The sequence below is a fragment of the Megasphaera cerevisiae DSM 20462 genome, from assembly GCF_001045675.1.
Taxonomy (GTDB): domain Bacteria; phylum Bacillota; class Negativicutes; order Veillonellales; family Megasphaeraceae; genus Megasphaera; species Megasphaera cerevisiae.
Genome location: NZ_LEKT01000005.1, coordinates 62,781 through 77,276, shown reverse-complemented (window position 1 = coordinate 77,276; position 14,496 = coordinate 62,781). Strand labels below are relative to the sequence as shown.

Annotated in this window: 11 protein-coding genes; all 11 read right to left on the bottom strand. The window is 45.9% G+C overall.

Going from position 1 to position 14,496, the window contains the following annotated elements:
• Nucleotides 1-2: 2 nt before the first annotated feature.
• The 11 genes from purN to AB840_RS02655 all read right to left on the bottom strand — a co-directional run bounded on the left by purN (nt 3) and on the right by AB840_RS02655 (nt 14,355).
• Nucleotides 3-617 carry a phosphoribosylglycinamide formyltransferase gene (gene purN, locus AB840_RS02705; RefSeq protein ID WP_048513291.1) on the bottom strand — a complete coding sequence of 205 codons (615 nt, stop codon included), beginning with the start codon at nt 615-617 and terminating at the stop codon, nt 3-5.
• The gene (purM, locus tag AB840_RS02700) at nt 610-1,677 is read right to left on the bottom strand and encodes a phosphoribosylformylglycinamidine cyclo-ligase (RefSeq protein WP_048513290.1); all 1,068 of its coding nucleotides are present in this window, start codon (nt 1,675-1,677) and stop codon (nt 610-612) included. Before purM ends, purN begins: the two co-directional genes overlap by 8 nt.
• Complete coding sequence (purF, locus tag AB840_RS02695) at nt 1,655-3,082, bottom strand: amidophosphoribosyltransferase (protein ID WP_048513289.1); 1,428 nt, start codon at nt 3,080-3,082, stop codon at nt 1,655-1,657. The genes purM and purF overlap by 23 nt, the downstream gene beginning before the upstream one ends.
• Before the next feature lie 33 nt (nt 3,083-3,115).
• A complete protein-coding gene (gene purE / locus AB840_RS02690; protein WP_048513288.1) occupies nt 3,116-3,610 on the bottom strand; it encodes a 5-(carboxyamino)imidazole ribonucleotide mutase in 495 nt (164 codons plus the stop codon).
• Between the two features lie 198 nt (nt 3,611-3,808).
• On the bottom strand, nt 3,809-4,723 hold the full coding sequence (locus AB840_RS02685; protein WP_048513287.1) for a dihydroorotate dehydrogenase: 915 nt from the start codon (nt 4,721-4,723) through the stop codon (nt 3,809-3,811).
• Nucleotides 4,723-5,484, bottom strand: coding sequence for a dihydroorotate dehydrogenase electron transfer subunit (locus AB840_RS02680; RefSeq protein WP_048513312.1), 762 nt, complete (start codon nt 5,482-5,484; stop codon nt 4,723-4,725). Before AB840_RS02680 ends, AB840_RS02685 begins: the two co-directional genes overlap by 1 nt.
• 249 nt (nt 5,485-5,733) lie before the next feature.
• Nucleotides 5,734-7,008 (bottom strand): S-layer homology domain-containing protein, encoded by a 1,275-nt coding sequence (locus AB840_RS02675; RefSeq protein WP_048513286.1) that lies wholly within the window; start codon nt 7,006-7,008, stop codon nt 5,734-5,736.
• Nucleotides 7,009-7,439: 431 nt separating this feature from the next.
• On the bottom strand, nt 7,440-8,738 hold the full coding sequence (locus tag AB840_RS02670) for an S-layer homology domain-containing protein (protein ID WP_048513285.1): 1,299 nt from the start codon (nt 8,736-8,738) through the stop codon (nt 7,440-7,442).
• A gap of 308 nt (nt 8,739-9,046) precedes the next feature.
• Entirely contained in the window at nt 9,047-10,330 is a 1,284-nt protein-coding gene (locus AB840_RS02665) for an S-layer homology domain-containing protein (RefSeq protein WP_048513284.1), read from the bottom strand.
• A gap of 437 nt (nt 10,331-10,767) precedes the next feature.
• On the bottom strand, nt 10,768-12,228 hold the full coding sequence (locus AB840_RS02660) for a [FeFe] hydrogenase, group A (RefSeq protein ID WP_048513283.1): 1,461 nt from the start codon (nt 12,226-12,228) through the stop codon (nt 10,768-10,770).
• 264 nt (nt 12,229-12,492) lie between these two features.
• Complete coding sequence (locus tag AB840_RS02655; RefSeq protein WP_048513282.1) at nt 12,493-14,355, bottom strand: ABC-F family ATP-binding cassette domain-containing protein; 1,863 nt, start codon at nt 14,353-14,355, stop codon at nt 12,493-12,495.
• Nucleotides 14,356-14,496: the final 141 nt, after the last annotated feature.

Genomic DNA, 14,496 nt, shown 5'->3' with positions numbered 1-14,496 from the left:
CCTCAGTTATCATTTCTCTTGACAATACCGGCATCCATACGCAGTTTGTCATCACAGAAAAGCGACACGGCTTTGACAAACGCAGGATGTTCCTTGGTCAGTATACGGGCAGACAAGGTTTCCTCCGTATCATCATCCAAAACCGGCACGGCAGACTGCAGAATGATTGGACCGGCATCCATATCCGGAACGACAAAATGAACGGTGCAGCCGGCAATTTTGACACCTGCAGCCAACGCCTGTCCTTGTGCGTGAAGTCCACGGAATGACGGCAGCAGGGCTGGATGAATATTGATGATGCGATACGTATAATGAGAAATAAAATCACTACTCAACAAGCGCATAAATCCGGCCAAGCAAATCAAATCCGCATGAAATGGCTCAATTTGGTCTATTATATATTGCTCAAAGGCATCCTTAGAGGGAAACTCCCTGCGGGCGGCCAGAATAACCGGCACTCCCCAGGATTTTGCCTTGTCCATCACTGATGCACCGGGAATATCACATACAAGAGCTACAATTTCTCCATTGATGCAGCCCGATATCACAGCTTCATGAATCGCATCGGCATTCGATCCCCGGCCAGAAGCAAAAATGACGATCCGTTTCTTAGTCATCAAACGCGCCTCCCTGTAAAGTAACAGGAACGTCAGAAGCAGCTGCCCGGCCAATGACATATGCTTTTTCGCCGCGGGCAGACAGATTCTGCATTACCGCATCGGCATCCTCTGGAGCGACGACCATAATCATACCGATCCCCATGTTGAAGGTACGATACATTTCTTTTTTATCTACATTGCCCCATTGCTGCAACAGGCCGAAGATCGGCAGCTGCGGCCATGCCGTGATATCAACTTCCACGCCGATCCCTTTGGGCAGGATCCGGGGAATATTTTCATAAAAACCACCGCCGGTAATATGTACCATCCCTTTGACGTCAAATTTACGGATAACAGGCAGGCATGGCTTCGGATACAGACGCGTCGGTGTAAGCAGGCATTCCCCGATCGTCATGCCCAATTCATCTACATACTGATCCAGTGCCATTTCTTTCCGTTCAAAAACGATTTTACGAACCAGTGAAAATCCATTAGAATGAACCCCGGTGGAAGGCAATCCAATGAGTACATCTCCAGACTGGATCGTTTCACCGGTAATAACATGATCCCGATCGACAATACCCACCCCAAAACCTGCTAAGTCGTAGTCGCCCTTGGCATAAAACCCGGCCATTTCAGCTGTCTCCCCGCCGAGGAGAGCGCAGCCGGACTCCCGGCAGGCATCAGCAACGCCTTTAACGATGGAAGCTACCTGAATCGGATCCAATTTCCCCACAGCAATATAATCCAGGAAAAAGAGCGGCTCCGCCCCTTGGACAAGTACATCATTGATAGACATTGCCACACAATCCTGACCAACCGTATCATGCTTCCCCATCATAATGGCCAGGCGAAGCTTAGTACCAACACCATCTGTGCCACTGACAAGAACGGGTTTCTTCAAATTGCTGTTCATAAGCGAAAAAAGACCGCCAAATCCACCCAGATCTCCCAATACCTCCGGCCGGTATGTTGCCTTGACAGAATCCTTCATAAGTTCAACAGCTTTGTTGCCGGCATCAATATCTACACCTGCATCAGCGTAAGTCAATCCTTTATTTGTTTCTTTCGAGAGCATATTTTTCTCCTTCTTCATTTGCCAGTGGAATGTCCGTCGGATAATCGTTGTTAAAGCAAGCCAGACACAGATCTTCTCTGGGAATACAGGAAATAGACCGGCATAAGCCATCAATAGAGATAAAATGCAGCTTATCCACGCCAATATATTTCTGAATCTGTTCTACGCTGAGTGTCGAGGCAATCAGTTCCTTACGCACAGAAGTATCTATCCCGTAAAAACAGGGGTACATAATCGGCGGTGCGGATACACACATGTATACTTCCTTTGCCCCTGCTTCACGCAGCAGCTTACAGATAATACCGCTTGTCGTACCGCGAACAATAGAATCGTCAACCATAATAATCCGTTTACCGCGGACAACGGATTTGACGACATTTAATTTCATACGTACAGCCAATTCACGCTGCTTTTGATTGGGCTTAATAAAAGTCCGCCCCATATACCGGTTTTTGATCAGACCATGGTTGAAAGGAATCCCGGACGCCATAGAATACCCAATGGCAGCCGTATTGCCGCTGTCCGGCACAGAAATAACCAAATCTGCATCATATTGCGTTTCATTCCACATTTCACGGCCCATATTCAAACGGGCCTGATACACATCCTGCCCGTCAATAATGCTGTCTGGGCGGGCAAAGTAAATATATTCAAAGGAACAAACTTGTTTGCGATCAGCTACAGAAAAGATAGTCGATTTGACACCCTGTTCGTTGATTTCGACAAATTCTCCCGGTTTTACATCCCGTACAAAGGTAGCTCCGATCGCATCCAGACCACAGGTCTCCGAGGACAGAACCCAGCCACCATTTTCCGTCCGGCCAATACATAACGGGCGGAACCCATGCGGATCGCGAACGCCGTATAACTTATCCTTAGTCATAAGGACGAGGGAAAAAGCACCGTGAATGCGATTCATGCTTTCCATGATCCGTTCTTCAATCGTTTCTTTCTGACTGCGGCTGATCAGATTGACAATGATTTCACTATCCATTGTCGTCTGGAAAGTAGCGCCGCCTTTATCCAATTCTTCCCGCAGAATCCGCGTATTCGTCAAGTTGCCATTATGAGCCAGCGCCAGCTGCCCCATTGGTGTATATACGGCCAGCGGCTGAATATTGCGAGGATTGTTGGATCCCGTCGTCGAATACCGGACATGCCCAATACCGATATGACCTTCTTCTTCCGGTACGCCTTCACTGAATACTGAGCTGATCAGCCCCATACCGCGAAACGTATGAATATCACTGCCATCAGTCAGTGCCATGCCGCCGCTTTCCTGCCCGCGGTGCTGCAGGGCAAACAGTCCCCAATATATATACCGGGGAATATCCAGATTTTTGTCAAAAATGCCTAACACGCCGCATTCTTCATGCTGTTTGTCCCAAATCGGATCGTAAAACATGAAAACCTCCTGTTATGTAACGTAGAATGTAGATCACATGGATTGAATCGTTTCCTGCAGTTTTTTATTTTTTTCTATGACCTGAGATGCCATATCTTCCCGATAGGCTTTATATTTTACTGCCAATGCCGGATCGCTTACCGCCCCGATCTGTACCGCCATTAATGCCGCATTTTTGGCGCCGTTGATCGCCATGGTCGCTACAGGCATGCCAGACGGCATTTGCACGATGGCCAATAACGCATCCATTCCCTTTAAGCTGCCGCTTTCCAGGGGCACGCCAATAACAGGAAGCGTTGTAAAGCTGGCAACCACTCCCGGCAGATGAGCCGCCATACCTGCCCCCGCCACAATACAGCTGATTCCCCGTGTTTCTGCCGTAGTAACAAATTCCCGTACTGCCGCCGGTGTACGATGGGCCGAAGCCAGCAGTACATCGCAGGCTACACCAAATTCCTTAAAAATATCCAAGGCTTTTTTCATGACGGGAAAATCCGAATCGCTTCCCATAACCAAACCTACCTTCAAAAGAAACCCCTCCTTAAGAACAATAAAACCCAAAAGTGATGCAATCACCTTTGGGCCGTATTCACTTAGACACACTGATTTCCTGCATTTTACAAACCGTTTCCGTACCAGTCCATAAAACAATACTCATAGTGCATCTCCTTATTAGTAAAGAATATATCAAACACAATTAGATTTTATCAAAAACAGGTATATGTGTCAATCATTAATCTTGCCGATAATGTCACTAATATGTCCAATTCCTTTTTCTTCACAATATTGATCCATTCCAGCCGCGATTTCGGCCACGGCTTTTGGATTGACAAAATTGTAAGCGCCAACGGCAACAGCACTGGCACCTGCCAGCATAAACTCGACAGCATCCTGCCAGGACGCGATGCCGCCAACTCCCAGTACGGGAATCTGCACGGCCCGGGCCGTCTGCCATACCATCCGCAAGGCGACCGGTTTGACTGCCGGTCCGGAGAGACCTCCCGTTATATTTCCCAAAAGAGGCTTCCAGGTATGAATATCTACAGCCATCCCGGTAAGTGTATTGATCAGAGAAATCGCATCCGCGCCGGCGGCCTCCACGGCTTTTGCCATGACCGTAATATCCGTCACATTGGGAGACAGTTTTACAATGACCGGCTTATGTGAAGCATCCTTGACATGGCGCGTCACGTCTGCCGCTGCCTCGGGCCGAGTACCAAACACAATACCGCCCTCTTTGACATTGGGACAGGAAATATTGACTTCCAGCGCCGCCACGCCGTCTACGTTCAGTTTCGACGCCAACTCACCGTATTCTTCCGCTGTACCGGCAGAAATATTGACAATCAGTGGCGTATCATGTCTGCTTAGCTGCGGAAGAATATCCCGCTTGAAGGCATCAACTCCAGGATTTTCCAGCCCGATGCAATTCAACATTCCCGATGGGGTTTCGGCTACACGCACGCCGTCATTGCCGGCCCGCGGCAATGGCGTGATCCCTTTTGAAATAATAGCGCCAATCGTATCGATATCCAAAAAATCACTGTATTCTATACCAAACCCAAAGGTTCCCGATGCTCCCATGACGGGAGTCTTCATCGATATGCCGGCAAATTCGACGGCTATCCGTTCCTGCTTCATCAAAAAACCTCCCTCGCCGGAAAAACCGGACCATCCGAACAGACCTTATAGCGCTTGCCGCTCCGCTTACCTTCAAAGGTGCAGCCAAGACAGACGCCAATGCCGCAAGCCATGCGTTTTTCCATAGATACCTCGCAGGCAATTCCATACGATGCCGCGGTATCTGCGATAGTCCGCATCATGACAGTCGGACCGCATACGGAAATGCGGTCGATCTGGTTTTCACGCAATATGACCGGCAAGGCCTGCACAGCAAACCCTTTCTGCCCCCGTGAGCCATCATCGGTCGTGACATATAGGGTATGAGCGTACGATTCAAAAAATGTAGTCCAAAAGGTTTCAGAAGCTGTTTTTCCCGCCACAAGTACGATGGGATCTTTCAGCTGCTTGGCCAAAAAAATAAGCGGCGCCAGTCCCACACCGCCGCCGGCCAGCAGCACCCGGCCCGGTGCCGTCGTAAATGTCCCTTTTCCTAACGGCCCCTCTACACTGATGATGTCACCGCATTGCATGCCCGCCATTTCCCGGGTCCCCACACCGACAACGCGATATATAATCGTCACCGTGCCCGCCGCTGTATCGGCATCTACAATACCAAAAGGACGGCGCAGAAAGGTCTGCCCACCAGTTTTCTGTACATTGACAAACTGACCCGGCCGGGCAGCACCGGCAATCTGCGGTGCATAAAAGACCATTCTCCATACGGTCGGAATAATCGCTTCGTGTATCACGATTTTTGCATCTTCCAAAAACTGTTTCAACGTATGCCTCATCCTTCCTCTTCTATAATTATATGTATTATACCATATTTGAACCTGTCACAACAACAAATGATCTTCACGCATAGACCATACTGTTTTTTTTCATTGGAGGATGCGGGTGCTATGAATTGCACCCCTACGGAAAATGGTGGACGGACGCTATGAATTGCGCCCCTACGGAATGATGGAAAAGATATAAAAAAAGACCACCCATTGCTGAGTGGTCTTGATATTGCTGCCATACTTGAATTAGAATGCGAACACGAACTGAGCGCGTGTTTGTTCTTCTGGATCTTTAGCGTTACCATCTTTTGTTTCAGTACCAAATGAAGACATGACGCTGAACATTGCATTTTTAGCAAATGTATAGTCGACACCAGCACCCCAAGATTTGATGTTATCCATGTTAGCAAATCTCCAGGAGTTTGTAGAACCGCCGAGGAATGCACCAGCCTGCGCATCCAAGTATTCAACCCACAGATCCCAAGATTTCGGTGTAGCAATAGCAGCCTTGCCATATGTCAACTTGCCAATCCAAACTTCCGGATCATCTTTCGTGGTAGTCGTTGCATCAGCACTGATTTTTTCATAGTTAGCCAAGGCATTGAACTTGGTACCAAAGTTTACACTGGCATACGCGCCCCAGAGATCGTCTGCTTTAAAATCTTTTTGACCATTAAAGCTGTTATAATATACGCCAACAGCAGAACCATTACCAAAGAAGCCTTCTAATTCGCCATAGCCAGTTTTTACACCAAGCAAATCATTTGCATATCCCGTACTATCTTCTTTGAATTTACCATAGCCAGCAGTTGCGGCAATTTTACCGTTGTTGTATTTCAACTGTGCACGATCAAATACATCGCCGTAGTTATAGCCATAGGCATTGCCCATTACATAGACAGCATCACGGCCTACACTGGCAGTCAGGTATTTGCCAAAGGTCGTATCTACCTTAGCCATATCCGTGAAAATATGGTCATCGTCGGATGATGCAGCCTTATCGCTGCCAAATTTGATATTATTAGAGCTCAAGCCATATGTAACCGTCGTACGGTCATTGACATTGGCCGTAGCACGGATACGAACACGATAATCCCAAGAGTTATCATTTTCTTTAGCTGAATTATCATTCTGGTAGCGATAACGAATACGAGCATCCCCTGTCAGTTTTACGTTGCCAACTTTGTTTTCAAGGTTGGATACGCGAACACCGAGGTTGTTCAATTCATCAGCATATTCATCAGCCAATTTATTGATCAGTGCGCGCTGTTCAACGGAAGCTTTGTCCATGTGTGCCATCGCTTTGGCTACCATTTCAGCTGCTTCATACCGAGTGATGTTGCGCTGTCCCTGGAAATACTGACCGTCAACGCCCTGGATGATACCAGCGTCTGCCAATTCTACGACGGATTTGTATGCCCAGCTGTCGGACGGTACATCAACGAACGGGTTTGCTGCGAATGCGCATGTAGCGCCTACAGCCATGGTTGCAACTAATGCTGCTACTACTTTTGATTTCATGTGTAATTACCCCTTTTCTAAAAAAAATAAGTTTTTGGTATAACACCGTTACAGACGAGCATCCAAACTTATTTCTCAAGGGTTCATTGGCGAGTTGTCCTAGTTTCCTCTCTTTTACTTCCCTGAGTCCTGTCGTTTTTCTGCTCTTTCTCAGTTGGTGCCTACATACGTACCCCAACCTTGCTGTCATTATAACCTAAATTTATTTTTTTGTCAAAACATGGTAAAAATGCGTAAAAATTATACAAGAAAAGTCTATCTCCTATATATACAATGGTTTTCATTACCGCTATACCAAAAAGGGGGCCTTGTTATTCATACCGCTTGCAGCCCCTGCGGTTTGATACAAAGCCCCCTTTATTATTGTGTTATGCCGCAATGTTGCAAATTTCTCAGTCTGCATCAATTGCTTTTTTTGCGGTACAACCTAATTAAAAGGTAAATACAAATTCTGCCCGCGTCTGTTCTTCAGGATCAGCAGTCTTGCTCTTGTTATCCTTCCATTTGGAAGAAAAGGATTGATACAAGTTAAACGTAGCGTTTTTAGCTACTACATAGGAAGCGCCGGCACCCCAGGATTCGATATTGTTCAGCGCCTTGCTGTCAAATCTCCAGCTGTTTGTGCTGCCGCCTAAATATGCGCCATCTTCTACATTCAGATATTCAACCCATGCGCTCCACGAACCCGGGATAGATTTATTCGCCTTACCGTAGGTTAGCTGCGCTACCCAGAGATTGGGGTCATCATAGGAATTATCGCTGATTTTTTCATAGTTTGCCAGGAGATTCCATTTAGCGCCAAAATTGAGACTCGCATAAGCCCCCCATAGGTCATCCGCACGGAATGTATCAGAGGCGTTACTGCCGCCTGCACGGGTAAAGTCGTTGTAGTATACGCCAACCGCCGCGTTCTTGCCAAAGAAGCCTTCCAATTCACCATACCCAGTTTTCACACCATCAATCCCTGCCGTATCATTACCGGCAAAGGACTTATCACTGCCATTCATCTTAAATTTCCCATAACCGGCTGTAATCGCAAGATTATCAGTACTGTATTTCAATTCAGCACGATCAAACACATCTCCATAGTTTAAGCCATACGCGTTGCCTAATACGTATTTATCCGTGCGGCCTACGCTGGCTGTCAAATTACCAAATTTCGTATCAACTTTAGCCCGGTCCGTAAAAATATTGCCGTCGCTGTTGGCAGCGTTGTCATTGGCAAAACTGACGGAATCGGTGCTGAGGCCGTAAGATACACTGGTGCTGTCATTGACCTTGGCATCGGCGCGAAGTCGAACTCGATAGTCCCAGGAACTGTCGTTTTCTTTGCCATCCTTCTGATAGCGATAGCGAATACGTGTATCCCCGGTGAGTTTCACATTACCCACTCTGTTTTCCAGATTAGATACGCGGACACCGAGCGTATTCAATTCATCAGCATATTCGTCAGCTAATTTGTTGATAAGGGCCCGTTGTTCCACAGAAGCTCTGTCCATATGTGCCATCGCTTTGGCCACCATTTCAGCCGCTTCATACCGCGTAATATTACGGCCTCCTTGAAAATATTGACCGTCCACACCTTGCACAATTCCTGCATCTGCCAATTCCACGACAGATTTATAGGCCCAGCTGTCAACCGGTACGTCGACAAACGGGTTTGCTGCAAATGCGCATACGGAACCTACAGCCATGGCTGCAGCTAATGCTGCTGTTACTTTGCTTTTCATGCGAAAGTACCCCTTTCTCAAAAAAAAATGGTTCTCGGCTTAATGCCATTATTAAAAAGCTTCCAAGAATAGCTTTCAGGGGTTCATTGGCGAGTCTGCCTTGTTTCCTCTCTCTGAATTCCCTGCAGCACATGAAATTTGTCAGCTTTTGTGACCGTATGCCACGTTTATATTTCCTGGTCACGTGGCTAGTGTACCCGAATTGTCATCGCATGTCAAAACAGGCACGAACCGCATAATAAAGCGGTTCGTGCCTGTTATTTACAGCCCATTTACATAGGTTTTTGTTACCTTTTACAATGCATCCTTTAAAATGCGAAGTTTAATTCAATATCAGTGAATTCATCCGGATCGTCGCCGCCGCCCTTAGCTTCTGTCCCAAAGGTCTGTGCTGCCGTCAGCACAACATTTTTGGCCAATGCATAATCAATACCAACACCCCACGACTTCACACCATCAAGAACACTGTTATCACGCCATGAATTCGTAGCACCGCCAAGGAACGCTCCCTTATCTGCATTTAAGTATTCAACCCATGCATCCCATGTGCCTTTCTTTTCACCATCAGCCGAACCATAGGTCAACTTGCCAATCCAAACTTCCGGATCTGCTTTAAATTCAGCAGTCTTGTCGGCATTTATTTTTTCATAATTTGCCAACACATTGAACTTAGAGCCAAGATTTATGCTGGTATAAGCTCCCCAAAGATCGTCTGCGCGGAAACCATAGCCGCTGGCGTCACCCGCACGGGTAAAGTCATTGTAATATACGCCAACAGCCGAGCCGTTGCTAAAGAAGCCTTCTAATTCGCCATAGCCGGTTTTGACGCCGAGTAAGCCGCCTGCCGCAGCATCGTCGCCTTCTTTAAATTTACCATAACCAGCAGTAGCTGCAAATTTGCCATTATCATATTTCAATTCGGCACGGTCAAACACGTCGCCAAACTGATAGCCGTAAGAATTACCCAAAACATAGGTGTCGGTACGGCCTGCGCTGAGGTTCCAGCTGCCCACCGTATAATCTACTTTCGCATCATCTGTGAAAACATCACTGTTGCCGGAAGCAGATTCATTATCAGCAAAATTATGATCGCCTGTGCTGAGGCCATAGGTTACCGTGGTGCGGTCATTAACCTGAGCATTCGCACGAATCCGTACCCGATAATCCCAGCCGGCATCATTTTTGTAATCAGCGTTGTTGCTCTGATGCTGATACCGAATACGGGCATCACCGGTCAATTTGACGTTACCAACTTTATTTTCGAGATTGGATACGCGAACACCAAGGTTGTTCAATTCATCGGCATATTCATCAGCTAATTTATTGATTAAAGCGCGCTGTTCCACAGAAGCCTTGTCCATGTGTGCCATTGCTTTGGCTACCATTTCGGCCGCTTCATACCGCGTGATGTTGCGCTGTCCCTGAAAATACTGGCCGTCAACACCCTGGATGATGCCGGCATCCGCTAATTCTACAACGGATTTATATGCCCAGCTGTCGGACGGCACATCAACGAACGGGTTTGCTGCAAATGCGCAAGTTGCGCCTACTGCCATGGTTGCAACTAATGCTGCTGCTACTTTGGATTTCATATGTCATTACTCCCTTTCTAAATGAAAATGAATTTTCTTTTTGACAAAAACAATATACATCATTTTTCCAAAGGGTTCATTGGCGAGTCTTCCTTGTTTCCTCTCTTTTACTGCCTTTAAATCACAATGTTTTGATTTTTGTCTAGTGCATCATTTCTTAACACCATTAGAATTATACATAAAACAATAATTTATGTCAATGGTAATTGAGTAGTTTTATCATTAAGGCTGTTTTAAGATTTCTTTGTTTCTTGTTAACAATAAGTTATATTTTTATTGTTTTCATAGTATCCTTCCGAAATAACCTTCTGTTTTCTATACAATACAAAAAAGCTTGACTCATCCGCTCTGTAAAAAAAACAGTTTTGATGAATCAAACTTTTCTATTTTCACATAATTTATAAAAAACTGCCCCAATAAAGCAGATTCCTTATTAATTATATATTGTTTTCTGTATGCGGCTTAAATCTTGTCGACATGGGATTGGTTTCCGGCGTTACTTTTTTCATTTTTCCCAGTTGATCTGACTTATCTGTAAAATACGTATGCAATGCCATTTCGGCCATTTCAGACAGCGGTTCATCCAAAAATCGCGTATATAACTCCTGAATTTCCGGATTTTCCCAACTAGCCTTCATATCGGTTTCCGCATCGGTCTTATACAAGGCAGACGCACGTGCTTCCTGCACCTTTTTCACTTGCGGCAGTTTCACCTTAGGCTGCCCGCCGCCGCCAATGCACCCTCCGGGGCAGGCCATGACTTCAATAAATGAATACTCCTCAAAGGAATCATGTTTGATAAGGTCATCAATAAAAGCACGGGCATTTCCTAAACCACTGATAGCCGCGACATGAATAACGAAGTGTCCAAATACGACAGTGGCTTTTTTTACGCCCTGCAGACCACGCACGGGTTCAAAAGGAATAAAATCTTTTGATGCTTTTCGTCCCGTAAAGAAATAGTATGCCGTGCGGATCGCCGCTTCCATGACACCGCCGGAGTTTCCGAAAATCTTACCACCGCCAGACGAATCACCAAAGGCTTTATTAAAAGGGCTTTCCTCCAGATTCGTAAAATCAATTTCTTCTTCCTGAATCCATTCGGCTAATTCCCGTGTTGTAATACAGATATCCGTATCGCGCAGTTCTGGCATATCCCAAAACACCGAAGACGCATTCATTTCAGGACGGCGGATTTCTGCTTTTTTCGCAGTACACGGTGTCACGCAGACATTGATTATCTTTTTAGGATCTATATTATTCTTTTGGGCAAACCATGTTTTTATAACCGGACTCATAATACTGATTGGGCTTTTTGTCGAAGACAAGTGCGGAATCAGTTCGGGATAAAAGGTTTCGGCAAATTCAACCCAGGCAGGACAGCAGCTGGTAAATTGAGGAATCGGGATTTCTTCAGACTGCAGCCGATGTAATAGTTCCGTTGCTTCTTCCATAATAGTCAGATCAGCGCCAAAATCTGTATCAAAAACATAATTCCCTCCGAGGGTCCGGAGAGCAGAAACCATTTTTCCTTCCACCAGGGTGCCTGGATCCATGCCAAAGGCTTCACCCAAGCCGACGCGAACTGCCGGTGCCGTTTGAAAGATCACAATTTTATCAGGATCCGCAATGGCCGCTTTGACTTTTGCAACGTCGTTTATTTCTGTAATGGCACCAAAGGGGCAGACAGAGGCACATTGTCCACAGTGTACGCACAAAGGCATATCACCAGTACTGGGTAGATAATAATAATCCATTACCGTTTGCGTATTAGCACAGGCTCTGCGACACAATGTACAATTTTTGCACTTAGTTTCGTCAAATTTGACGGAGCAGTTGTGCTCATCGATAGGAACACGACGCTGCAGCTCTTGAAATCTGGAATGAAATTCAGGCATTTTCTTCTCCTTCTTAGTCATGACTAAACAAGAATAAACTATGTAACTTTCCTTCACAAACTTTTATTTCATAATATATATAGGATAATACAAACCGCCATGAATTTCCATTGCTTTTAAAGAATTCTTGTATCAAGTTTGATATGAATTCTATACATATTTTGCATACTGTATGCATTTATTATTTTATTTGATTTTTTATGCGCGATGAAAAAGCCTGTTTATACCCGTCAGAAAGACAGCCTCTCTCCGCATCGGCAGCACCTATCCTTTTAGGTCTTCCAGCTCACACCAGCGCGTTGTCATCTCATCAACTTGCTTCTGTGTTTTCCCTTGTTCCTGCAACAGTGATTCTACCTTTTCATAGTCGCTGCCAGCGGCTGCGATAGCTGCGTTCAATCCTTGCAGCATAGCTTCATATTGCGGCAGTTCCCGGGTAATCCATGCCAATTCGTCTTGCTGACGTGAGGTCAGCCCTTCTTTTTTTCTCTTAGATACAACTGGCGTATGTACCGCTATAGCGGCATCTTTAGCTTCTTTTTTATCGTCACGGCGGGAAAATTTTTCTTCCAGATATTCACTATAATCACCATCGTATCGAGTCCAAATGCCATTCCCCAATACAAACAGCTTGTCAGCTACACGATCCAGAAAATACCGGTCATGTGATACAACAAAAACCACACCTTGATAGGTGTCTAAATATCGTTCAAGAACCGTCAGAGTAGGGATATCCAAATCGTTGGTCGGCTCATCCAGCAGCAGCATATTGGGCTGATCCATGAGCAGCCGCAGTAAGTACAGCCGGCGTCGTTCACCGCCGCTTAGTTTGTAAATATATGTGTATTGCATTTCTTCAGTAAAAAGAAATTGTTCCAATAAGCGTGAGGCTGCAATCTGCTGACCAAACTGGTTTACAACATAGCTGCCATGTTCTTCTATATAGTCTATAACCCGCATGTTTTCATCAAATTCCGGCAGCTGCTGTGTAAAAAAGCCAAACTTGACAGTGCTGCCGGCACTCACAGTTCCTTCAGTCGGCTGCAGACGCCCTGCCAGCATTTTAAGAAAAGTCGATTTTCCTACGCCGTTTTCACCTATAATGCCAATACGATCATGCTTCGCCACGTGATAGGTAACATGCCGGAACAATGTGCCGTGCCCGAGATACGCAAAGGCCGCATTATCTATGTCCAGAATCGTTTTTCCCAATCGCGCAGACGTATCCCAGATCTCAATATTTCCGACTGGTTTCCCTGATTCAATGGCACAAATTTGTTCATATCGGTCACGGCGAGCTTTTTGTTTGGTGGACCGGGCCTGCGCGCCGCGTTTGATCCATGCAGTTTCACGGCGTATCAGATTATGTCTTTTAGCCTCCGAAGCCGCCTCTTGATCAAGCCGCGTCTGCCGTAATTCCAAATATTGGCCATAGTTTCCGGAATACGTATATACATGCCCTCTGTCTAATTCAATCATAGAATCGACAACGCAGTCCAGAAAATAACGATCATGCGTACTAAGGAGCAGCGCTGCTCTGCTGTCACGGAGATATTCCTCCAACCACAGGATAGTCTTATCATCCAAATGATTTGTCGGTTCATCCAAAATCAGAAGATCACAAGGCATGATCAAAGCTCGCGCCAATCCCAGCCGTTTGCGCTGGCCTCCGGATAGTGTATCGACGAGCTGCGTCAAATTCTCCATTCCCAATTTCTGCAAAATGATTTTAGCATGCTGCTCCACTTCCCAGGCATGCTGTGCTTCCATTTCTCCAGTCAGCTTGAGTACAAGCTGATCATCATTCCGCCGTACCGCTTCTTCATAGCGCTGCAACAGCCGCATAACAGGAATATCTCCATCCAGAACGCTTTCCAATATAGTATGCCCCGCAATAAACTGCGGTTCCTGCGGCAAAAAATGAATACGCGCTTTTTGATTTTTCCATATGCTGCCGCTGTCTGTCTCAACGAATCCGGCAACAATTTTAAGCAGTGTCGTTTTACCGGCACCATTTAGACCGATAAGGCCTGTTTTTTGCCCTTCCGCAACGGTAAAATTAACTTCGTCAAATAAGACTCTGGGGCCATAGGACTTCTTTACATGTGTTGCTGTTAATATATTCATATGCTTTGCGCTTCTTTCTTGGAGGTGAAATTTTATATACCATTGGTGTTATTGAATGTATCATACAACGTCTTCAATGGCAAGTGATTCCATACCTTCGGCCAAAGGTACTTGCTTGGCACACAAAAGTACAGTAAAATA